This window comes from Paraglaciecola sp. T6c, from assembly GCF_000014225.1.
Classification (GTDB): Bacteria; Pseudomonadota; Gammaproteobacteria; order Enterobacterales; family Alteromonadaceae; genus Paraglaciecola; species Paraglaciecola atlantica_A.
This window is the reverse complement of sequence record NC_008228.1, coordinates 4,236,215-4,260,190: the sequence shown is the minus strand read 5'-3', so window position 1 is coordinate 4,260,190 and position 23,976 is coordinate 4,236,215. Positions and strand designations below refer to the sequence as shown.

At 45.7% G+C, this 23,976-nt stretch carries 16 protein-coding genes; 10 read left to right on the top strand and 6 right to left on the bottom strand.

Annotated features, from left to right (window positions below; translation table 11 throughout):
• Positions 1 to 14 precede the first annotated feature (14 nt).
• From PATL_RS18170 to PATL_RS18120, 10 genes are all read left to right on the top strand, one after another.
• The gene (locus PATL_RS18170) at positions 15 to 2,150 is read left to right on the top strand and encodes a S8 family peptidase (protein ID WP_011576273.1); all 2,136 of its coding nucleotides are present in this window, start codon (positions 15 to 17) and stop codon (positions 2,148 to 2,150) included.
• Positions 2,151 to 2,410: 260 nt separating this feature from the next.
• The gene (locus tag PATL_RS18165) at positions 2,411 to 6,907 is read left to right on the top strand and encodes a hybrid sensor histidine kinase/response regulator (RefSeq protein ID WP_011576272.1); all 4,497 of its coding nucleotides are present in this window, start codon (positions 2,411 to 2,413) and stop codon (positions 6,905 to 6,907) included.
• Positions 6,897 to 8,669: a two-component system response regulator gene (locus PATL_RS18160; RefSeq protein ID WP_011576271.1), complete on the top strand. Its 1,773-nt coding sequence runs from the start codon at positions 6,897 to 6,899 to the stop codon at positions 8,667 to 8,669. Before PATL_RS18165 ends, PATL_RS18160 begins: the two co-directional genes overlap by 11 nt.
• On the top strand, positions 8,666 to 11,695 hold the full coding sequence (locus PATL_RS18155; RefSeq protein ID WP_011576270.1) for a sigma 54-interacting transcriptional regulator: 3,030 nt from the start codon (positions 8,666 to 8,668) through the stop codon (positions 11,693 to 11,695). The genes PATL_RS18160 and PATL_RS18155 overlap by 4 nt, the downstream gene beginning before the upstream one ends.
• A 435-nt stretch (positions 11,696 to 12,130) precedes the next feature.
• Positions 12,131 to 13,567 (top strand): hemoblobin-interacting domain-containing protein, encoded by a 1,437-nt coding sequence (locus PATL_RS18145; protein WP_011576269.1) that lies wholly within the window; start codon positions 12,131 to 12,133, stop codon positions 13,565 to 13,567.
• Positions 13,568 to 13,752: 185 nt separating this feature from the next.
• Entirely contained in the window at positions 13,753 to 14,412 is a 660-nt protein-coding gene (locus PATL_RS18140; protein WP_011576268.1) for a TonB family protein, read from the top strand.
• Positions 14,413 to 14,477: 65 nt separating this feature from the next.
• Positions 14,478 to 15,047, top strand: coding sequence for a sigma-70 family RNA polymerase sigma factor (locus PATL_RS18135; protein WP_367643484.1), 570 nt, complete (start codon positions 14,478 to 14,480; stop codon positions 15,045 to 15,047).
• A complete protein-coding gene (locus tag PATL_RS18130) occupies positions 15,040 to 15,666 on the top strand; it encodes a hypothetical protein (protein ID WP_011576266.1) in 627 nt (208 codons plus the stop codon). Before PATL_RS18135 ends, PATL_RS18130 begins: the two co-directional genes overlap by 8 nt.
• Positions 15,667 to 15,843: 177 nt before the next feature.
• Complete coding sequence (locus tag PATL_RS18125) at positions 15,844 to 16,476, top strand: putative quinol monooxygenase (RefSeq protein ID WP_011576265.1); 633 nt, start codon at positions 15,844 to 15,846, stop codon at positions 16,474 to 16,476.
• Positions 16,477 to 16,721: 245 nt separating this feature from the next.
• The gene (locus PATL_RS18120; protein ID WP_011576264.1) at positions 16,722 to 17,714 is read left to right on the top strand and encodes a DUF2167 domain-containing protein; all 993 of its coding nucleotides are present in this window, start codon (positions 16,722 to 16,724) and stop codon (positions 17,712 to 17,714) included.
• Between the two features lie 80 nt (positions 17,715 to 17,794).
• Here PATL_RS18120 and PATL_RS18115 read toward each other — a convergent pair whose 3' ends face one another.
• From PATL_RS18115 to PATL_RS18090, 6 genes are all read right to left on the bottom strand, one after another.
• Positions 17,795 to 18,877, bottom strand: coding sequence for an aldose epimerase family protein (locus tag PATL_RS18115; protein WP_011576263.1), 1,083 nt, complete (start codon positions 18,875 to 18,877; stop codon positions 17,795 to 17,797).
• Positions 18,874 to 20,367: a glycerol kinase GlpK gene (gene glpK / locus PATL_RS18110; protein ID WP_011576262.1), complete on the bottom strand. Its 1,494-nt coding sequence runs from the start codon at positions 20,365 to 20,367 to the stop codon at positions 18,874 to 18,876. The genes PATL_RS18115 and glpK overlap by 4 nt, the downstream gene beginning before the upstream one ends.
• Before the next feature lie 38 nt (positions 20,368 to 20,405).
• Positions 20,406 to 21,140: a FadR/GntR family transcriptional regulator gene (locus tag PATL_RS18105; protein WP_011576261.1), complete on the bottom strand. Its 735-nt coding sequence runs from the start codon at positions 21,138 to 21,140 to the stop codon at positions 20,406 to 20,408.
• Positions 21,141 to 21,207: 67 nt separating this feature from the next.
• Positions 21,208 to 22,137: an SMP-30/gluconolactonase/LRE family protein gene (locus tag PATL_RS18100; RefSeq protein WP_011576260.1), complete on the bottom strand. Its 930-nt coding sequence runs from the start codon at positions 22,135 to 22,137 to the stop codon at positions 21,208 to 21,210.
• Between the two features lies 1 nt (position 22,138).
• Positions 22,139 to 23,095, bottom strand: a complete 957-nt coding sequence (locus PATL_RS18095) for a 2-dehydro-3-deoxygalactonokinase (RefSeq protein WP_011576259.1) — start codon at positions 23,093 to 23,095, stop codon at positions 22,139 to 22,141.
• Positions 23,095 to 23,862 carry an SDR family NAD(P)-dependent oxidoreductase gene (locus PATL_RS18090; RefSeq protein ID WP_041714588.1) on the bottom strand — a complete coding sequence of 256 codons (768 nt, stop codon included), beginning with the start codon at positions 23,860 to 23,862 and terminating at the stop codon, positions 23,095 to 23,097. Before PATL_RS18090 ends, PATL_RS18095 begins: the two co-directional genes overlap by 1 nt.
• Positions 23,863 to 23,976 lie beyond the last annotated feature (114 nt).

The following is a 23,976-nucleotide window of genomic DNA, read 5'->3' as shown; positions in this document are numbered from 1 at the left end:
AAAAGGAAAATATAATGAAACCAAAATTTAATAAGCAGCGAGCAGTACTGCTAGCGGGAATGGTGTGCTTTAGCGCTTTCGCAACAGCGGGCTTAAAAGTTAGCAGCTTAGTTAACGACATCAAATCTACTGTTGAGCCAGGTTCACTCGGAACTTCACAATTAGTTAAAACCGTTAATAGTTTAGTGGGTCTGAATAATGAAGTGATTATTCAGGGGGCTGAAATCAGTATCTTAACTGAAGTGATTAATACGCTTGGCGGCGTGATAACACATGAATTGCCCCTCATAAACGGGATTGGCGTTCGGGTAAGTGACGCACAGCTAGTTTTGCTGAATCAGTTGACTGACATTATTACTATCAAAAAGAACGAAGCCGTTTATACATCCAGCGCATTGGATCACTGTTTAGTATATGGAAGTCACGTAGCAGAGCTAACCAATAGAAGTATTCGCTGGAACTTGTATAACGCCCGTGACATGGAAGCTAACATGCAAAGCATGTCTTTCAAATGGCCTGAAGAGCTGGGACATATCTATTCTGTAAAAGTGAACGGTGCCACTGTTTACTGGCGCTTGTACAGCAAGAAGACTGGTGAACTGTCGATTGATATTAAGCGACTCAAACGTTTTGCCAAACTAGATTCGTTCGAAGGCGTAACGGTTGAAGTATCTTTTGCCAAAAAAGGCGTGAAAAATTACCAACAACGTGATTTTTCTTTGGATGTTCAATTCAAAGAGGGTTGTGATCGCAGCCTAGTGAAGGGGTACGACACCCAAGCAAATGAAGGTGATAGCAACAGTTATTATGTGAATAACATTGGTGCTGACGAACTACATGATCGTGGCATTACAGGTAAAGACGTTACCGTTGCTGTTATCGACAGCGGCCTATGGGCTGCGCATAGCGCGTTAGGGAATGACACGGCGAATAATACACGTATTAAAGCGGCATATGATGCTTTAGAAGATACGGAACTGAACGTGAGTAATCTTACTGATGAAAACAGCCACGGAACTCACATTACAGGCATCATTGCCAATAGTGACCGTGCGGTCGTAGACGGCCAAATGCGCAGTTATTATCAAGGTGTTGCACCGGACGCAAACCTAGTGGTCGTAAAAGCCTTTTACGAAGACGGTCATAGTACTTACTTAGACGCATTACGCGGCCTACAGTACATAGCTGATAACCATGAAGCGTTAAATATAAGGGTAGTAAACCTTTCCTTTGGTGCGCCGCCTCGTTCAAATTACTGGGATGATCCCATTAACCAAGCGGTAATGGCATTATGGGAAAAAGACGTCATTGTGGTGACATCAGCGGGCAATACAGGCCCAAGTGCAATGACCATTGGCGTACCTGCAAACGTACCTTACGTAATAAGCGTGGGGGCAATCAGCGATAATTACACTCAGGACAATGCAAATGATGACACCTTGCTTTCGTTCTCATCTCAGGGCCCAACTCACGAGGCCTTTATAAAGCCTGATATGGTGGCACCTGGCGGCCATATGTTTAGCTTAGCGAACGAAGACATGTATGTGCCTGCTAAATACCCTCAGTATATGGTTGGTAAAGACCGCTTTATCATGTCCGGTACGTCACAAGCTTCAGGTGTGGTCAGTGGCGTAGTCGCGTTAATGTTACAAGACGATCCAAGTCTCAGTGCGAACGATGTGAAATGTCGCTTGATGACCAGTACGACTATGGCTCAAGTGAATGGCAAACTGGCTTACAGCCCATTTCAACAGGGCTCAGGCAGTGTTAATGCAATAAAAGCCGTAGATTCCAATGAATCAGGTTGTGCGAATAATGGCATGGACATAGCGGCCGATATTAGTGGCGACCAACATTATATGGGCGCAGCTCGAAAAGATGAAAACGGCAACTACTACATTCAAGGGTTTGAGTTTGAAGTTTGGGAAGAAGCCTTCATGTGGGAAGAAGCTTTCATGTGGGAAGAAGCCTTCATGTGGGAAGAAGCTTTCATGTGGGAAGAAGCCTTCATGTGGGAAGAAGCTTTCATGTGGGAAGAAGCTTTCATGTGGGAAGAAGCCTTCATGTGGGAAGAAGCTTTCATGTGGGAAGAAGCCTTCATGTGGGAAGAAGCACACATGAACCAAGAAAACTTCATGCTGCAAGAATAACGACCTAATTTCCTAGAGGTATGCGGTAAGCCTCTTATCACTTTGAGCCTAGGTTCATAGCGATAAGGGGCTTTTCTATTTTCAATAATTAAAAATGCAACATTCTTTTATTTCTGCTTAAAGCGTACTTCTTGAGCTTAATTGGAGGGATAACTGCGGATTATGGCGCCATGAGAGGTTGCCAAGCTGCTGTATCTGTTGGCAATTCTACAGCGATGGGGTAGTCTGTTTTTTAAAAAATAATAAGTCACTGCACGCATATGGTCATGAGTAAGGTATTTGGCGTTCTATTTTTCTTCACGTTCGCTATGGGTATTCACGCTTCTGAAAGCCCTAATTTCAGTTTTACGTCCGCTGAATTAAACAAAGAATTATCGCAAAAAACCGTACGCCAGATTTATCAGGACAGTACCGGATACCTGTGGATCGTCACGCAAGAAGGCCTCAGTCGGTACGATGGTTATCAGCTCCTTAGTTTTGTACACGATCCGCGGCAACCGAACTCCCTCGGTTCAGATAATGTACGCGCAATATTAGAAGATGAGCAAAAAAGACTATGGATTGCGACTGATGGTGGGGGACTGAATCTTTTTGATTCAGCCAAGCAGACCTTCACCGTCTGGCAAGATGCTAAAGACTCTGGCCAGTCACCATTATCAAACAGACAGCAATCTCTTTATCACGACGCAGAAAATTACATCTGGATAGGTTATCGCGACGGTAACTTTAGTCGGTTCAATCCCCAAGATATGACATTTGAACATTTTGACACCCGTGCTCTGTTGCCTGAGTTGGACAAAGACGCCGCGGTCATGTCGCTAGTGGAAGATGGCAACTGTATTTGGTTGGCGACCGACGGCAATGGCCTACTCAAATTAGATAAAAAAAACAGAACGCTGACGCGTATTCATGCAGGCTCAAACGAACCACTGTTCAGTGACAAATTAACGCAAGTTTTCATTGATGTTCAGCAACGCTTGTGGATAGCCAGTCACGATGCAGGGGTAAGTATGTTGGACCCTCAGCGCACTAGGTTTACCACTTGGCAACATGAAAACGAGCAGGCAGGTAGCCTTGCGGCAAATCTAGTACATAGTATTTATCAGGATCAACGTCAGCGAGTGTGGTTGGGTACTGAGTCCGGTGCAAGCTTGTGGAACGGGCGTAACATGTTTACTACCTACACCACAGAAAACGGATTGAACGACAATAAAGTGCTGTCGATATTGCAAGATCCTTCTGGGTTAATGTGGTTTGGAACATTCAACGGGATCACCAAAAATATAGAAGTGCCCTTTGAGCATATTACTAAGGGCTTGGCCAATAATGTTGTACTGGGATTTGCGGAAACGCAGTCATCAAAAGGGGAGCGTGCTATTTGGGTGGCGACTTATGGTGGCTTATCGCGATTAAACGCCCAAGGCGAAGTGCAAGATGTTATTAATAAAGACAGCACCCCTGCATTACGTGATGCCAGAGTGATGACAGTGCGTGGTGATAACAACATGCTGTGGTTTGGTACCCGAGGTGGTGGACTGGGGCGTCTCAATGTCGATACTCAGCACATTGATTATTATGTGCATGATCCTCAAAATCCGAAAAGCCTGAGTTTTAATGGTGTCACCAGTGTCTTTCCTGACAGTGCCGGCAATATTTGGGTCGGGACATTCGGCGGCGGGCTTAATTACTTGGCGGCAGGCAGTGAAGAATTTGTGCACTATCGCTACGACGAAAATGACCCACGCAGCCTCAATAGCGATCGTGTGCTCGCTATCTACCAACTTCTTGATGGAACCATAGTGGTCGGCACGGTTGCGGGCATTAATATGCTTGATCCGGTATCGCTGAATTTTGATCATATAGAGCATCAACCGAACGACTTCGATAGTCTATCTGCACCTATGGCGTGGGCTTTTTACCAGGATTCAAAAGCACAACTTTGGGTCGGTACTCAAGGCGGCGGCTTAAACAAGTGGTCTGCGAGTGATATTGGACAATTACGAAATCACTTTACTCGTTTCGACGGTTTCAGTGGGCTACCCAGTAGTCATATTTACGCTATTTTGAATGATAAAAATGACAACTTATGGCTGAGCAGCACGGCGGGTTTAACGCGGTTGAATCCAGAAAGCGGCAAGGTTCGCCATTTCGACACCTCACAAGGGCTCAAAAATAGCGAGTTTAATTTCGGCGCGGGGTTCAAAGACAGTCAAGGCGTAATGTATTTCGGTGGCAATGAAGGCGTTGTGCGTTTTCACCCTGATGATATAAAAGACAACGATGTCGTGCCGCCTGTGGTATTGGTGCGCATTAAAAAGCTCAATGAGCAAGTGTGGTTCGATGTCCCTTACCAGCGTCTACAAAATCTGGAGTTGGATTACACAGATTATTTCATCTCGTTTGAATTTGCTGCTTTAGATTATAACGCGCCTGGCCTAAACCAATATAGATACAAACTAGAGGGACTTGATCCTAGTTGGATTGAACTGGAGCACAGACGCTTGGCTACCTTTACTAATTTGCCCCCAGGTGAATACGTTTTAAAAGTACAGGCGAGCAACAACCAAGGCTTGTGGAATACCCAAGGGGTTGAATTGCCCATATCTGTGTTGCCTCCGCCATGGAAAACCCTTTGGGCTTACAGTTTATATTGCTTGATAGCGCTGCTAATTATCCTCAACGTTATATGGCGATATCGTAGAAAACGGCAAAAGGAACTGCAACAACTCATAGAGTTGGAAGAAAAAGTTGCCGAGCGTACCAAGGAATTAAGTCATGCTAATAGCCAGCTTGAGCAAGCAGTAGTAGAGACCGAAAAAGCCCGTAGACTCGCTGAACAAGCCAGTAAAGAGAAAAGTGACTTTTTAGCTATTATGAGCCACGAAATTCGTACTCCAATGAATGGCGTCTTAGGTATGACCGAGGTCTTATTAAGCTCAGATCTGAAACCAAAACAGCAGCACTTTGCCCAGCTGGTGTACCGATCTGGCAGGCTATTGTTGGATTTACTTAATAACATTTTGGACTTTTCAAAATTGGAGGCGGGTAAAGCGACGCTGGAGTCAGTGCCTGTTGACCTAGAAGCACTGATAGAGGAAGTGTGCGATCTATTTAGTGAGGCTGCGTACAACAAAGGTCTCAACATTAACGCCATTTTATCCCCTGAGCCTTTGCCGCAGGTCTACGGCGATCCTGCTCGCCTGCGCCAGATCATCGCCAATCTAACCAGTAATGCGATCAAATTTACTGAGCGTGGAGAAGTCAATGTCAGTATCAGGCGAGTCGCCTGTCATGATACTGAACATGAGGGTAACAACAAGTACAGCGGATTCGTATTTTGCGTACAGGATACCGGCATTGGTATGGCACCAGATCGCCAGCAAAAGGTCTTCGAAATGTTCACGCAAGCAGATGCGTCAACCACACGTAAATACGGCGGGACAGGTCTAGGCTTGGCTATCTGTAAGCAGCTTACTGTGCTTATGGGGGGGCAAATAGGCGTGCAATCCAACATTGGGGAGGGCAGTCGCTTCAGTGTTAAGATTGATTTACCGCTTTCGGACACCTCATTGATCCAACCTGCGCCAATATTAGCCTGTCCGACTGTGTACTTAGTTAATTTAAACGGTGGGTTGGGGCATGCGATAGAAACCATGCTCAGTAAATTAGATATCAACTTGGTGCACGTGCAACGGGTTAAATCTGAACTTGCCTCCGCCAAACAGGGCTTATGGATCAGCCAAGGTGAATACCAGTCGTCTATCCAAGAAGCGGGCATTCCTTTGGATAATTGGATTTGTCTGGTGCCGACTTCCCAATGGCAGGAGAACGACACGCGCAATGTTTTGCCTCTTCCGGTGCATTTTAGAGGCTTGTATAAGAGTTTAAATAGAGCGCTGGGCATTGAAAACATCCCGTCGAGTCGAGCTGATGACGAACATCGCAATCATCAGCATTTTTCTGCCAATATTTTAGTGGCAGAAGACAGTTTGACCAATCAAGAAGTCGCCAAAAGTATGCTCGGGCTATTGGGGTGTGAAGCCTGGTTAGCTGACAATGGTGCCGAAGCAGTAGAGCAAGTGAACTTGCAACAACCTGATTTGGTGTTGATGGACTGTCAAATGCCCGTCATGGATGGTTACGCTGCGACTAAAGCTATTCGCCAGAATTGGCCGAATATTCCTATTATAGCGCTGACCGCAGGCATGGGCGATAACCTGAGGCAACAGTGCTTGGACTCCGGCATGAACGATGTCATGTCTAAACCTTATTCGTTGCAAGAATTAGAGCAAACCTTATCGCGCTTCTTGGAAACGCCTGTTGCTAAAGATGGGCTAATCACAGATGAAGAGCCACCTCACGATGCACTTAAAGAGACTGATGAGAGCCAAGAGCAACTCGCGCTGTTAGACATGTCGACTGTGGATACGTTACTCAATATTTCTCGAGATACCGGTAACCCGGTGTTTGCGAAAGTACTTGATGCCTTTACCCAAGAGGCGGAAAAACTGGTTGAGCAATTGGCCCAACTTTCACAAACAGCGCCGTTAGATCTAGCCGTTACCGAGGAAATCGCCCATGCACTTAAATCGATGTCCGGTAACTCTGGCGCGAAGGCCTTATACGAATTGTGTAGGGAGTTAGAGAGCAAAGTAAAGAATAATGAAGTACAGGAAGTGCTTTCGTTAGCTCAGCGTATTCAAGCGACTTTTATCATCAGCTGCGAAAAATTGGAGACGTTCAGACATGTCGATTGAAGGAAAGGTTAAGATTCTAGTCAGTGACGATGATCTCACTGCACGGATCTTAATGAGGGAAACACTCGCCAGTGACACCATTGAAGTACTAGAAGCTGAAAATGGTAAACGCGCGATAGAGCAATTTGAAGAGCATAATCCTGCCTTGCTGTTGCTAGATGTTTCCATGCCTGAAATGAACGGTTTTGACGTCTGTGAATATATTCGTACGCATAAAAATGGTAAGCACATCCCCATCATTATGGTGACGGGCTCAGATGATATTGATTCAATCCATAAATCCTATGCGGTAGGCGCCACAGACTTTATCGCCAAACCGATTAAATGGCCCATTTTGGGAGAGCGAGTTAAGTATATTTTACGCGCTAGTCAAGCGTTCGCTGATTTAGTCACTCAACAACAAGAATTGCATCAGCTAGCGTTTTATGACTCGTTGACAGGGTTGCCCAATCGTCAATATTTGATGCAAGATTTAAAGCGCTTTTTAGCTATGGCCAAGCGCAACAAGTATCAAGCCGCGATGCTGTTTATAGATTTAGACCGCTTTAAGCGAATTAACGATACCATGGGTCACAGCTATGGTGACAAGCTGTTACGCAAGGTCGCACATCGCTTACAAGCTAATTTACGAGACAGTGATACATTTGCGCGCGTCGCCGCTGAAAAAAACAAGGAAGCCCCTCAATTATCTAGCTTTGGTGGTGACGAATTCACTATTTTCCTTAGCCGTTTGAATGATCCAAATGAAGCCATGCTGGTGGCGGAGCGGGTTATTCGTAGTTTCAGTACACCATTCCAGTTAGAGCAATACGAAGTGGTGGTAACCCCCAGTATTGGCATTTCGACATTTCCTAATGACGGTGAAGATGCTGAAACACTGCTAAAAAATGCTGATACTGCTATGTATTTTGCCAAGCAATCTGGCCGCTGCTGTTACAAATTTTACCAAGACTCCATGAACTCTAAAGCCGCGGCACGCCTGCAATTAGAGCAAGATCTTCGACAAGCACTAAAAAGTAACGAAATCGTACCCTTTTATCAGCCACAAGTGTGTGCCAAAACGGGGCGCATTGTTGGGGTTGAGGCGCTTGTTCGTTGGTTACCGTTAAAGGGAGGGATTATTCCTCCTGATGAGTTTATTCCTATTGCTGAAGAAACAGGCCTTATCAATGAACTGGGAAGACTCGTGCTTGAGCAAGGGTGCTATCAAGCCAAGCAATGGTTAGATTCAGGTCACTCAGTGCGTATGGCCATCAATGTATCTGCGCATCAATTTAGGCAGCTCGATTTTACCCAAACGGTTGCTAAGGTTTTAGCCCAGAGTCAGCTTCCTCCCTCGTTATTAGAATTGGAGTTGACAGAGTCGGTGATCATGAGTGACGCCGAGGAAAACATCGCCCGTCTGGTTGAGCTTAAATCCCTTGGGGTTTCGCTTGCCGTAGACGATTTTGGGACAGGGTACTCTTCGTTGAGTTATCTCAAGCGTTTTCCAATCGATATTCTCAAAATAGATCGCTCTTTTATGTGTGATGTAAATTCGGCCCCAGATGATGTGGCGATAGTGGAAGCCATTTTGGCGCTGGCTGAGAGCTTAACACTCGGGGTTATCGCCGAAGGTATAGAGTACTGCAGTCAAATTACCATCCTCAAAAACACCAGTAATTTACTGTTACAAGGCTATCTATTTTCTAGGCCTGTAGCGGCAGATTATATTGGTCCTTTGCTTAGCCAAGACTTTACGTATCTGATGTCAGAATTATGATGAAAATGTCTCCCGCCTTCGTCCAGCTAGCAGATGAATTTGAGCGTATCCAATTGTTCGTGGATAAACCAAATACAATACATATTCGAGAGCTAAAAAAGCACACTGCCAATACTGAATTTATGTTTGATATTGCGCCACTTAGCCTAGCCGTCAACGCGATTAAGAGTGATCAATCAGCACCTTTGTTAGTGGCATGTGATAGTGAAGAGCATGCAATCGCATTAACTGACAAATACGAACTGCTCGAGCAAGACGTTTATTGGCTAACCGCTGACACCGCAGCCTTGCAAGATACTCAGCCCGTTCCTGGGCATATATTCGTTGATTGGCGAGCAAGCGGTGTATTAGCGATGATGCTTTCACTGTTGAGACAACAAGCCAGCATTAGCCAAGATAAAGTGTATGTTGAGCATAAACTAAACCTATTGTCAGATTGTTTAGGAGATCTGTCGTTAACCTTAAATGCCAGTGGGGAAATTAAAGATATTAACCCTGAGTTGTTGTCTATGCTGGGAACCAAAGGGTTATCAGCGATAGGGCAAAATTGGCTTAGCAGCTTGCATATTCCCTCTTCTACAGCGAAAAAGCGCCTGCAGCATATATTGTCTGACTTAGGGCTTACGCATTCCATGACGCGTCTACCGCCATTTCCCATTCAATTAGACAAAACCGTATTGATGGTAGATGGGTTTGTCGGGCCGTTACCCAATGATGAAACCTTGCTCATTTTGCGCGAAGTGGCTCAGTGGCAAAGCCAAGAATGGGTTGCTCAGTTGAGTGAGCAAAGTACCCCTGTCACCTTGCTGCTGATTAATCCTGACGAATTTGCAGAGCTTAATCGTGTTCATGGGCGTGAAATTGGCGACGAGGTGCTCAAAGAAGTGATGCAGTCTATTTCGGCTGTATTGAGAGGCAATGATTTTGCCAGTCGTTACAGTGGGGCTGTGTTTGCCGCGCATTTACCTGAAACAAACGAAAAGCAGGGCCAGATCCTCGCCACGAGGATGTTACAGAGCCTGCGCTCTATGTCATTTACAAGTAAAAAGCTGAAACTAGAATTTAGCCTAGGCTTAGCGTCGTTAGATTCAGAAGAGCAGTTAGGAGAACAGTCACCGCTGGAATTATTTCGTCGAGCGAACGCAGCGCTACAAGCTGCGCGTAGCATAGGGGGCGGTAAACTTGTCAGTTGGCAACCACAGTTTGACGCTAATATTTTAGCCAATCTTGACCGTATGAGCGGTAAGTTCTCACAAGCACCCAGCGATGATTTCAGATTGATGAACTTGCAGTGGGATATTATTCGCCTTATTGGTAATACCCATTCTTTAAAAGATTTTTCATCCCAAGTCTGTCAATTACTGGCCAGCGGATTACAGAGCATGTTTGCTGGTCTGTATATCCAACAAGGTGAAGCCTTGTCATGTTTATCTCATAGCGCAGCCATTGCGGACATCGAGGTTCAGCGAATACACCAGTGGGTAAATAGTAATATAACGAATTCTTCTACGCATGAGCGTTTAGCGCAATCAATAACAGATTTATCTGAATTTCAATGCGCTGTTATCCCATTGGAAACCAGAGCCCAATGCTTGGGCTTTTTAGTGGTTTGCTGGACGCCAAATGGAAAGGAAAACGCACACAAATGCGCTGAGCAGTTAGCGCAAGTCACTCCTAACTTAGCGGCTGCTATTGACCGTATTATGCTACTTGAACAAGATGAGAATCGCCGCGTTGTAGCAGACAAAGATCCATCCCCAGAGCATGAATTGCTGTTTGAATCAGCAGCAATGCGTACCTTAATGCAGCAAGTACAACTAGTCGCTCCCACTGACGCGTCTGTGCTAATCATTGGGGAGTCTGGAACAGGAAAAGAGGTCATTGCTCAGCAGTTGCATAATCACAGCCTGCACCCTGATAAGCCGTTTATCACGGTCGATTGCTCCACCATAGTCGAGCATTTAATTGAAAGTGAGCTATTTGGTCATAGAAAAGGTGCCTTCACTGGGGCAACAACTGACCAACCAGGCAAGATTGCCCAAGCAGATGGCGGTACTCTTTTCTTGGATGAAGTGGGTGAACTACCGCTGGACATCCAATCAAAATTACTGCGTTTTGTTCAGGAAAAAACCTTTGTTGCGGTAGGTGACCAACGTGTCAGAAAGGTTGACGTGCGCTTAGTATTGGCCACAAATCGAAATTTGCCAGACGAAGTAGCACAAGGCCGCTTTAGAGCAGATCTTTATTACCGTATTAATGTATTCACCCTTAACTTGCCAGCATTGAACGACAGAGGGGATGATCCTCTGCTCTTGTGTCGGCATTTTTTGCGTAAGTTTAGCCGGCAATACCACAAAGATATTTTGGATTTTTCTGCCACAGCCATAGACAAGCTGAGCGCATATACATGGCCGGGTAACGTGCGAGAGTTACGTAATTGTATGATGCGTGCGGTCATACTTTGCGCCGGTGCATATGTGGAGCCTGAGCATTTAATCTTGCAGGAACAGGGAGACGACGTCTCGTTAAAAAGCAGTGCCAATTCATCTGCTCAGATGCCAGATTTACTCACCGCAGGGACTAAACCTGATAGCGTGACATTAGAGCAGATTTCGGCGCTGCTAACACAAACAATTGCCTTTGCATGTCAACAAAATCAACTGTTCTCAATCAGTGGTTGGTTGGAAAAGCAGTGGTTGAATCAGTGCGTAGTAAAGTGGGGCAGTTTATACCAGGTCGCTTTGCAGCTTGATCAATCAGAATCGACCATCAGGCGGCGCTATGCCAAGCTGAACAAACAGGATTTTGATCATCTCGATCTCGCTGAGTTAACTCTGCTATGCAGTCGAATTTTTACCGAGATACTTGAGCATAAGCCGCACAGTGCTTCGTGGCCAGTAATTGAATCTTCATTGCAGCAACTGGTGTTACAGCAAGATTTGAGTCAGCAACATAAAGCCAAGCTGCTAGACGTCACTCAGCCCACGTTACGCAAAATCATTCAGCAGATCCAAACGGCTGTATGATCTGAAAAGAATTGATTTGAAAAGAAGCGATCTGAAAAGAAGTGACTTGAAAAGAAGCAATCTGAAATGAAAGTGAAGTGCAACCATGGCGCACTTACGGGCATTGCACTCTCTTAACAAAGCGCTCGCTCAGGTCCATATCGCGCGGCGAGGCGCCGTGTACTTACTATATCAGGCCCTGCGACTAATTCTCGGCGTGAAATTTGCTAAAGCCCTTCCTATTGAAAACCAGCTAACGAATAACAGACAGCGACGGATAGTTGCTTAGGGGATCGTATTCTGACATTCGTTAGTCGCTACGCGCTATTTAGTGCGTGTAAGCACCCCGTCGATGTTCATTCTATGCTCGGTCAATACACACAATATCTACTTAACAACCTTAAATGGAATGCCGAGTGTATCTGCTTGGCTACACGCTCAAGAGGAGTGAAAAGCATGATCAGCCTGCGGGAGATCAAATTTTTAGTTAGCGGTCGCTTAAAGGCGTTTGCTGCGGTTTTGTTGATCGCGACTGTGACCACAGCAGCTCAGGCCGCGCAACGCGTTAGCGAAGCGTCGACAGCAAGATTAACTGCTCAATTATCTACCCAGTTAACGGCACAACTAATCGTTGGCGAAAGTGTACCTGCTTACAAAGCCATTGCTCTGAAAGGTCTGGGGCCTGAAGGTGGCACAGTCGATGTTAAACTGCTCAAAGACGGCACGACGGTTACTATGGCCAGAGCGCACATAAACACCCAAGGGCAGTGGCAAGTATCACTTGCTCAGCAACCTCCTGGGGGGCCTTATCAGTTCCTTATTAGCGACGGTGAACAGACCCAGTATCTGCATGATATTTACGTGGGTAATGCTGAGCCTAGTATGCGAAATCCAAAGGGGGACATTATTCTATCCACCCGCTTAAGCGATAATATGTTACTTCAACCCGGTGAAAAAATTAACGTTGGTGGCCTTGCCGAACCAGGGCGAACCGTTGATATAAAGCTGATTAAAGAACAAGAAACCTACACGATGGCCAGGGTGCAAGCAGGCAGCAATGGTCTGTGGCATGTGACTATGCCAGGACAGAAAGCTGGCGGCCCATTTAAGTTGACTGTTACTGATAGCACACACTTTAAGACCGTAAACGGTATTATTATTGGTCATGCAGATGTGAAGAAAGTCACACCTGTTAAGCCAGACGTTGGCGTGGCCAAGGCAGACGCGAAAAACAACGTTATTTTAAGAGCTAATCCAAGAGCTACTGCAGATAAAGCGTCAACTCAGGGGATTGAAAAAGTGTCTCTGGATAATGCTAGTACCACGGGCGAACCCGCTGCAACCGTGTCAGATGGGGCATTGGCGAACAAACCCAAGCGCCCAGTAGAGCCACTTCAATCCGTCGCTATGGACAAAGAAGAAGCCAAACCTGTGCTACCTTCACCTTCAACTTCACGTTCAACTCCGCCTTCAACTTCTACGCCTGTGAAGAGTGAATGGCTGCAACCTCAGTTTGATGATTCCCAGTGGCCGCTCATGAATCTAGCGTCTATGGAAGGGGCTGCTACAGGTGAAACTCTGATCGCTCGAAAGCACGTGCACTTCGCAATTGACCCAGAAGTGGTGAGTTTAAGTGTCGGAAAGGCAAATCAAATCAAGCATATTTACATCAACGGAAAGGCACTCAATAGCCAAGATTGGCAGTATAATCCGTTAAAGATTGCTATACCCAGTGAGCTATTTCGATCAGGCGACAATGTTATCGCCTTGGTGTCTCACCAACAATGGGACAACACCCAGTTAATTGGTAAATCTGCTCGCTTTAACCTCAATATTGACCAATTCAGTCTAGAGCTGTCCAGCAACTGGAGCATATTTCAAGCGGGGAAATAAGCAGGGCTGTACCCTATCTTAAGTGCCGTTTTCATCATCGCTGAACACTTCAACGGCGCTTATGGTTCTGTCACATATTATGTAATGCTATTGTTGTTTCACATGCTAATGTGCCTAAGTGTAAATTAATTTAACCCCTTTTGGCGTTGTGCGTCGTTACTCCATTAAACAATAGGAGAAAAGCGATGCACACAACCCTTGATTTAGTTTCACCTCAATTAACACATCCTTCCCTTCAAGTTATGGCGCGTTTAGCGGGCAGCCTGCTAATAGCCTGCACCGTAACTTTTGGGTTATTTGTGGCGATGCAAAAACTAATCGAAAACAACGCAACCGGCGTGACGTCAGTGGAGGCTTTGCCGATAATTAATCTTTATCAACAGTTTGAAGAAAATCCAGTCATTGAAAAAGTAAGACCTTTACCTAAACCGAAGCCTGTTCCTATTCCCACAGAGCAAATCAAGCCTCAAGAAGAAGCGCCTGATAAATCCGCGCTAATCTCTAAGTACGTGCCTGATATCACTATTGCCGGGCCATCAGGCCCAATTGGCACACAAATAACGCTGGATGAAGGTGAAGCGCGTCCAGTGGTACGAATAGAGCCTAAATATCCGCCTCAAGCCGCTCGCGATGGTATTGAAGGGTGGGTAAAGTTGACGTTCTCTATCGGTACGCAAGGGCAAGTTATGGATGTGCAAGTGATTGATGCCCAGCCCAAAAGAACATTTGATCGCGAAGCCAGAAGAGCATTGGGGAAATGGAAGTACAAACCGCAAATCGTAGCGGGCAAACCACAGCAGCAAAATGGCTTAACGGTGGTACTCGATTTCAAACTATCCCATTAGCGCACGCTCTGGCATAGTAAAAGTGATATACGACCGTTGAAAGAACGTATTTAGAGGGAACGCTATTGACGATTAACTTAGCGCTGAAATCTTGGTTTAGTCAATCAAACAGTAATGAGCGTTTGATGCGACGATATGCCGTTTCAGGTGACCAAGGCGTATTAACCAAACTCTATGATGATTGTGGAGACGATTTATATCACTTTCTGCTGACATTATCGGACAGCACCTTGGCAAGAGATATCAGTCAAAAGACGTGGCTCAAGGTTATTGAGAAAAGACATTTATATCAGGACACAGGGCTTTTTAAAGCCTGGTTATTTACCTTGGCGCGAAACCTGTTGATTGACGAGTATCGCGAAACAAAACGTTTGGTGTACGAAAGTGCGCCAATCGATAGGGCTGCTGCTCCTGCTATCACATCATGCTCACTGCTAGCGCGCTTTGATGGAGCGTTGAATTCGTTAGCGTTTGTGCAGCGAGAAGCTTTTTGTTTACAACAAGAAGGGTTCAGCATGCAAGAAATTGCGCAAATCACCCACTGCGGTCAGGAAACCGTTAAGAGTCGACTGCGTTATGCCAAAGCATCGCTGCGCGAGCAATTGAAAGAGGGGTTAGGACACAAGCATGTCTGAGCAAAAAGAGAAACACAATCAAAATGAATTAAACGATTCGTCACTAGCGAGTTTATATCTAGCGCGCAAAGCACAGATCAAAGCGCCACCAGCAATTAAGCGCTCTACGCTTAACGCCCAGCGCTCTACGTTTAACGCCCAGCGCTCTGGATTGCAGAATAGACACGTTTGGCAACGCCTTGGAAATGTTGCGTTAGCCGCAAGTACACTGCTTCTAGTGCTGATCACGTTCTGGCACCACAGCGCTTGGGATGATTCATCACAGGTATTTGCTAATAAAACATATACCCAGGTCACGTTGCATTCATTAGCTTCAACTAAACAGTCGGAGGCGATTTCAGAACGTTTTGCCACGCATTACGCTGACTATTTAGCACAGCGAGAAGTATTGGTTATGCACCACCAAAAGCATGCTGTGTTAGCCCAAGTAAGCGACGGCTGGCAACTGCAAACCTGCGACGTGCAAATTGTCAGAGTTTCTCAACGTTTAATCGATGCTCTTCGTAACATTCAGCAGATTGAAGGTCGGTTTCATCAGGGGGACTTTGTCGACGTAAGGTTCGGCAAAAACGGGATTATTCTCGGTATTGAACGCAGCAGGCAGAGCATGCACTGCTGAGTTCCGCATTTCGTTATCAAATTTTCATTGAAAGTCTTTCTGCATTCTGCTGGTTTTTCAATATAGCAATGAAAGATAGTATTTCATCACTGACTGAGGCAGACCTGTTGCGGCAACATGAAGTGACAGACGCTGCCTTTAAACCCAATGAAATATTTCAATAGAAAGGACTTGACCATGCTCACTCTGATCGTAAAATTTGATGTAAAGCCCGAACAACTCGAAACGTTCAAACAGGTTTTAAATGATAATAAACTAGGTTCACAGAACGAGCCGGGGATGCTGGAAATGCGTTTCTTTGAGGGGAAGGATTCACCAACGACCATTTTTGCTTACGAGCGCTGGGCAAGTGCTGAAGCTCACCAAACGCATGCGAATCAACCGTACGCAAAAGCGCTATTTGAGCTGGCTGAAACGGCTCTTGCGTCGCCCTTGGAAGTGCTAAATTTAAAGGATACTCATCCAGCGCCATTGCATGAAAGCAACCCTAAGCAGGTGCAGCCCCAAGATGAAGTCTTCAGTATCTTTTTTATATTTAAGATTAAGCTTGAGTATCGAGAGCAGCTGCTTAAACAATTTTCCAGTCACATTGTGCATACGAGAAGTGAAGAGCCAGGAAACTTAGTGTTTGACTTATATACTATCGAGGGGCAAGACGACACCCTAGTCGTATATGAGCATTGGCGTACAGAGTCTGACGTTTGGGATATTCATTTTAATCAGCCTTATGCCATCGATACCGGCAAGCTGTTAGAGCAAGCCATAGTGGGCGACATGAAACAATACATGAATTTCGTCAAGGAGTTTTAGGGTTACTAAGTAGGCTCTACCCCCGAATCTGCAGTACAAAGTTGTGTGTCATCGAGTGTGACTTCCTATTGGCCATAGCCGAGTTATTTAACTCTCTATGGTCTTTTTTGTGCTTAATCTTTATGCCATGAAAATTGGACTAGGTCTTCGGGCTCTGATATAAAAAGCTTACGGATCAGTGAGCTAGGTATCTGCGATAGGTAGGCTAGGGATCATGAAAAGCCGATTATTTTAATAGGGATGTTATGCAATTATTAGTTAGAGTGTTTTGTACTTTGCTGTTTATCGCAACGATGAACGCACGAGCTCAAGACGCCGTACCCAGTCAACAATCAAGCGAGCTGGCTCAACAAGAGCTAGATCAACAAGCGCTAACCCCCCAAGATATAGAACAGCAAGAATACATAAAGTGGGCCAATGCGTTATGGGACTCGATGGAGCCGAAAACAGGTAATATATCGCTACCAGGGGATGTCGCAGAGCTAAACGTGCCAGATACATTCTATTTTTTAAACGCTGCGGATTCCCGTAAGGTATTGGAAGATATATGGGGCAATCCACCAGGCAGTGCAGAGACCATGTTAGGGATGCTTTTTCCAACAGGCGCGACTCCGTTTGAAACAAGCTCTTGGGGCGTCACTATTGAGTATGAACAAGATGGTTATGTCACAGACGACGATGCTGACGACATCAATTACGATGACTTGCTGACTCAAATGAAAGAAGACACCTCACTCAACAGTGAAGAGCGCGTTGCACAAGGTTACGACGCTATATCATTAGTAGGCTGGGCTGCGAAGCCCTACTACGATAAAGCGTCGAATAAGTTGCACTGGGCCAAAGAGATTAAATTTGGTGATGCGCCGGTAAATACGCTTAATTACAATATTCGTGTGTTAGGCCGAAAGGGAGTTTTAGTACTGAACTTTATTGCGGGCATGGATCAATTGCCGCTGATCAATCAAAACCTCGATAGTGTGCTGGCTATCGCTGACTTTAAAGAGGGGTCAAAATACGCTGACTTTAACCCAGATATAGACGATGTGGCAGCATATGGGATTGGTGCGCTGGTGGCTGGCAAAGTGCTTGCAAAAACGGGGCTAATCGCGGCTGCATTGATATTTTTGAAGAAGTTTGGGGTGATCATCGTTCTCGGGCTCGGGGCGTTTATGCGAAAATTGTATAAAGGCCGTAAATCAAAAGCACAAGAAAGCTCTGATTCCTCCGCCGAAAGTTGAGTAAGCTTTAGTTAAAAAACGCTGCCAAATGGCAGCGTTTTTCGTTTATACCTTTGTGGATAAGATACTTTGCAAACTATCTACGAAAAGGATAAACGATATTCGGTCACCGAGTAATGCTCTTCATTGGCCTTAAGCGTGGCGCTGGGGAAATGACTTTGATTAGGTGAGTCTGGGTAGAACTGCGTTTCAAAGCAGTATGCTTGTTTGCCTTGATACTCTGTTGCGCCTTTTCCAATGGGCTCTGGTCCAACGTAATTTGCTGTGTAAAGCTGCATGCCAGGCATAGTGGTCAAAACACGCATAGTGCGCCGACTTTTTGGCTCGAAAGCCTTAGCGACCAGCTCTGGCGCATTCATCTTGGCTTGGTAAGCATCTAAGCACCAGTTGTGATCAAAGCCATTACCAAGTTTTATCTGCTTATGGCTGGACTGCAATGGGCTCTTAAGTGTCGTCATTTCACGCAAGTCAAACGGCGTGTTATTTACATCAACCAATTCCCCCGTGGGGATAGCGTTCTCATCGGTTGGGGTGTAATGACTGGCCAAAATTTGCACTTGATGATCTTCAATGGAGCCGCTGTTATGTCCGGCTAAGTTAAAGTAACTGTGTTGGGTAGGATTGAACACCGTGTCTTGCGCTGCTTTTGCGCGGTAGGTTATTTTCAAACCCGTTTCATGCAAAGTGTAAGTCACATTGACTTCTAATCGACCGGGAAAGCCTTGATCGCCATCGTCACTGGTAAGCGTTAGCATCAAGGAGGCTTCAGCGTCATTATCTAGTGTTTGCGCTTGCCAAACTCGGCGATTAAACCCTTCAAAACCGCCATGTAAGCTGTTACCACCTTGATTCACATCTAACTGATAATTTACATCGTTTAAAGCGAAATGTCCTTTGGCGATACGGTTTGCGTAGCGCCCAACAAGTGCCCCTACGTAAGCTTGGTCAGCGATATAATCTTCGAGAGTATCGAAGCCAAGCACGATATCCACTGGTGCCTGCGGCGCATCTGATTTTAACGGTTCTGCATCTGGCACTAACCAGCGACGAATGATGCCGCCCAAATCAAGAATATCTACCTGCATTCCGACTTTATTTCGCAAGCTGTATTCAGTGACTTTCTGTCCGTCAGGCAGCGTCCCAAAAAGACGATGTTTGATCATTTCGTATAACCTAATGTGCTTTGTACCGCGTTTTCCCAGCCCGCAATTAATTTTCGGCGCTGAGAAGAAGGCATTTTAGCGTCAAAGCTGCTTTCTACTTCGTTCATACTGGCTAGCTGCTCACATGACGCGTAGATGCCCGCTTTAAGACCGGCAAGATAAGCCGCGCCTAGGGCTGTGGTTTCCATGATTTTAGGCCGCTCTACTGTGACATCTAAAATGCCAGCCAAGAATTGGCATAACCAGTTATTGCCAACCATACCGCCATCGACGCGAATCTTATCCAGTGATACGCCATCTTCTGCCATGGCATGCAGCAAATCTGAGGTTTGATAACACACTGACTCAAGGGCCGCGCGCACGAAGTGTGCATTAGTGGTGCCTCGAGTTAAACCGAATACGGCACCGCGAGCATCTGGCGCCCAATGTGGCGCGCCTAGTCCTGCAAAGGCCGGCACCATGTATACACCATGATCGTCATCCAATGACTTGGCTAAGTCTTCAGTTTCTGAAGCACTTTTAATGACGCCTAAACCATCACGCAGCCATTGAATGGCAGCGCCAGCAATAAAAATTGAGCCTTCAAGGGCATAATGGGTTTCACCTTTAATGGTGTAAGCCACGGTCGTGAGCAGTTTATTTTTAGAGTTAAAGGCTTTGGTGCCTGTATTTAGCATGACAAAACAGCCAGTACCATAGGTGCTCTTTATCGCCCCTTCTTTGAAGCAACATTGCCCAATGCTGGCGGCCTGTTGGTCTCCTGCAACACCTAGGATTGGCAAGGAAAAGCCGAATAAATCTTCGGTAGTATGGCCAAAGTCATCAGCGCATTCTTTGACCATGGGTAACACTGATTTAGGGACGTTGAAGACCTCTAGCAGTTTTGGATCCCATGCCATGTCATGGATATTGAATAAGTTGGTGCGACTGGCGTTGGTCACATCAGTGGCGTGCACCTGTCCGTCTGTTAACCGCCAGATCAAAAACGAATCAATCGTACCGAAAGCCAAGTCTCCGGCGTCTGCTTTTTCACGAGCCCCTTCAACATTATCTAAAATCCATGCGACCTTTGAGGCGGAAAAATATGGGTCAAGCAATAAACCTGTGCGTGAATTCACCACGTCAAACAAGCCTTTGTCTTGCATTTCTCGGCACGTTTTTGCGGTGCGTCTATCTTGCCATACAATGGCGTTGTAAATAGCTTGGCCTGTGTTTCTATCCCACACGACCGTAGTTTCACGTTGATTCGTAACGCCAATCGCTGCGATACGGGCGCCTTTTGCTATTGCTTCTGAAATAGCTTGGCGACATACCACAACGGTTGATGACCAAATATCTTCTGGGTCATGTTCTACCCAACCATCATTTGGGTAATGCTGAGTGAATTCTTGTTGGGCTACGGCAATAATGCTCGAGTCGGGCGCAAAAATAATGGCTCGTGTTGAAGTAGTACCTTGGTCAATAGCTAATATACAATCTTTGATCCGCATCGCAATTTCGGTCCTTTTACAGGTTAACTTTTTATAGGTTAACTTTGTTGAGATTTTCTGTTCTTTTCATCGTCTAGCGCTTTATTGAGAAGGGTTTTTGCTTCTAACAATAGGCTACGCATTTGGTTCTCAGCGGACTGATGATCACCCGCCAAAATATAATCTAGGATCTCTTGATGATCTTCCACACTTGCACGGTCTACGCCTTTGTGGCGGTTGGTAATACGAATACTGAAACGTAGCGCAACCTCAATGGTATGTCGCATATTCCAAAAAAAACGATTTCCGCTGGCTTCTAAAATGCCAACATGAAAAGCAATGTCAGCATCGAGATGATCGTCTTCTCCCCTTGCTGCTGCTTCCATACGCTCAATGGCTGCGTTCAGGGTTTGCCGGTTTTCTTCTGTTAAATTTTGCGCCGCCAACCCTGCAGCTGCAGGCTCAATGGCTAAGCGCATGTCGGCGAATTCTGAAATAATTGGCAGTGAGCCTTTTCGATCTAGTAGCCAATTTAAAATATCAGGGTCTGACAAGTTCCACTGTGACTCTGGTAACACTATGGTGCCGCGGCGAGGGCGGGCATCTAACATGCCTTTCGCGGTTAGCATTTTTACTGCTTCACGCAATACAGTGCGACTTGCATCAAACGATTCGCACAGCGCAGCTTCTGCCATAAGCGGCTCCCCTTGTGGGTACTCACCTAAAGCAATTGCCTTGCCCAACGATTGCACTATGTGACGGGTAAAATTCCCGCTAAACATTCTACTTGCCATTATTTTTTCCGCGTTTCATTGTTATTTTAATTAATGAGCTGACAGTGCCAGTTTCGCCGAGACGGTGTTATTGCCGCCGAGGCACTGTACATATTGGCTCCGCTATTCCCTTAAACGGTGTGTGATAAATCATTACCGCCCCATTGTGCTTATAGATTTCATCATCCTCACGAGATAGCCCCTCACGTGCTGATGTAATAATTAGATGATTAAGGTCTGGGCCGCCAAAGCTTACGCATGACGGCTGTTGGCAATCAACGGGGAGGGTGAAATCTAGTGTTCCTGATGGGGAGTATCGTTTTACACAAGCGCTTCCCCACTGAGCATTCCAAAGGTAACCTTGATTGTCAATGCACGAGCCATCTGGAAATGCGTTGCCTGTTGTAGCAAAAAAATGCTCCAATTGACTTGGCGTGCCACATTCAGACTCAAAATCACTGCGCCATACTTGTTGCTTAGCTGAATCAGCGAAATACATTGTTTTACTGTCGGCGCTGAACGCCAGCCCATTGGCGATGGAAATGCCATCTAACATAGTGCGCGCTTGGCCATTAGCGTCTAAGCGATAAAGTTTGGCTTGTTGGTCGTTTGCAAGTGTGGAGACATCCACACTGTCATCTTCGATGACGGAGCCGGCCCAAAAACGCCCTTGACGGTCAACTTTGCCGTCATTCATACGAGTGTAAGGTAAATCGGCTTCTATTTTGCTTATCCATTGGATGTCTTGTTCAATCGGATTAAAAAATGCAAAACCCGTTTCAAACGCAGCGATAAACCAATCTGGCTCAGGGGTTAAGCCAAAAGAACATAATCTTTCAGGGCAGGGGTATTGAGTCACCTTGTTATCAAAATCCCAGCGATAGAATTGTTTGCCTAGTATGTCTGTCCAAAAGGCACATCGTTGCCTGGGATCCCAAATGACGCCTTCGCCTAATTCGTTTTCCACTGCTAAGCAGCGATATAAACTCACGTCTTTTGACTGATTTATTGGCTTCACGTTACGATTGCTCGCTTGGTGTATTAGCGGCGAGGTCGCGCCATTTTACTGAAGCTAGGGTTTGTAGGCCTAATAAGGTCGCATCTTCGTTGCTAAAATGTTCAGTGCTGATCCCCATATACTCTAGTGCCTCAACATACAAACCGCAGATATGGTCCGAGCCAATGACTGCCACATGCGAGAAAATATCAAAATCTTGCATAGCCGCTTTTACATCTGACCCAATCAGTAAGCCTGACAAATAACCAGCAGCTTCTGCGTTGGTGCGTTTGTCGATGATCTGATACGCCCGGGTAGCAAACAAGGTATGCAGCAAGTTACTCGATTGATGCATGCCTACCCGTAATCCATTGGTAAAACTGCTTTTACACCAACTGGGTACAGAAGCAGGGCTAAGCAGTACACTATGTTGACTCAGCACTTCATAGAGTTCTCCCACTGGACTGGTCACAAAAGAAGCAATGCTTTCACCTTCACATAATGCCCATTTGGTATGGGTGCCTGGCAAGCAAATTAAGCGTTTATCGGAGGCGTTAAGCACTTGAGACAAAAAGCCGAATACTTGGGTTTCTTCACCGCGCATAATATCAGGCAGATGATGGCGGTTCTGACAAGACACACCGGGTAAAATGGTGATGTTCAAGCCGCGAGCTGAAAAACTTTTACTCAATGCCAATAAGTTGTTCTTATCTGTGGGACAAGGCACATAGCTGGTTTGTTTCCAGCCGGTGTCAGAGCCGACGGCACCAATTAAAAATACCGGCACATTTCCGTATAATTCTATCCAAGGTTGGCATAACTCAAAAAATCGAGACTCAGGGTTATTAATATATTTGATGCCCATGCCTTTGGTGCGTGCCAAAACGGTGAGCTCTTGTTGATGAAAGCGGCACAAGTAGAGACGGCATACGCTTGTGCCCCAATCACCCAAAATAATAATATCAGACTGCATGTTCATCAGGTTCGCCCTGCGTCAATGACAAACTGCTGGCCAGTAATCATTGCGCTGTCCTCTGCTGCTAAAAATAGCGCCATATTAGCCACATGTATGGGTTCAAGGCTGCCGCGCAGGGCAACGGATTTTTGCCATTCCTTATCTGCTTCTGGCGTCAACCAAAGAGCGAGCTGACGGTCAGTGGCCACCCAGCCGGGTAATATAGTATTAACTCGTATGCCATATTCGCCGTATTGATTGGCCAAGGATTTACTCAAACCGTTTAACGCCGATTTAGCCGCTACGTAACCGGGCATTTGTTTTGGTCCAATCAGCACATTGATAGAGCTCATATTAATAATATTGCCGGTACGTTTGTCGCGCATTAGGCGGATCGCGCTTTGACAAGCAAAAAACGTCGAGTCGAGGTTTACAGCCATACAGTCGCGCCAACCTTGCTGGTCGATATCAAGAGGTGAGTGGCGTGTGTCATTGGCGACATTGTTAATTAACACGTCTAACCGCCCGTGACTGTGTCCAATTGAGCTTATAAAGGCCTGTAGTTCGTCTATATGCGTTGTATCTAAGTTCTTGAAAATGGGGGCTGCACCCAGCTCTGCATGCAATTTGCTGCACAATGCATGAGCAGCTTCTTCTTGCACATCAACAAAAAGGACTCGGGCTTGTTGGCGCATAAACGCTTCTACCATAACCGCACCGATACCAGTAGCACCGCCGGTTATAAGAATAACTTTGCCTTTCAGGCTTGGGTAAGTAGCGTAATTGGACATAACTAACTCATTGATATTGATAGGGCTGTCATTATAAGCAAACACGTGGTTCAATCACCAACGTCGGACAGTTTCTTATGTACATATATATTATAATATTATTTATTTTCAAAT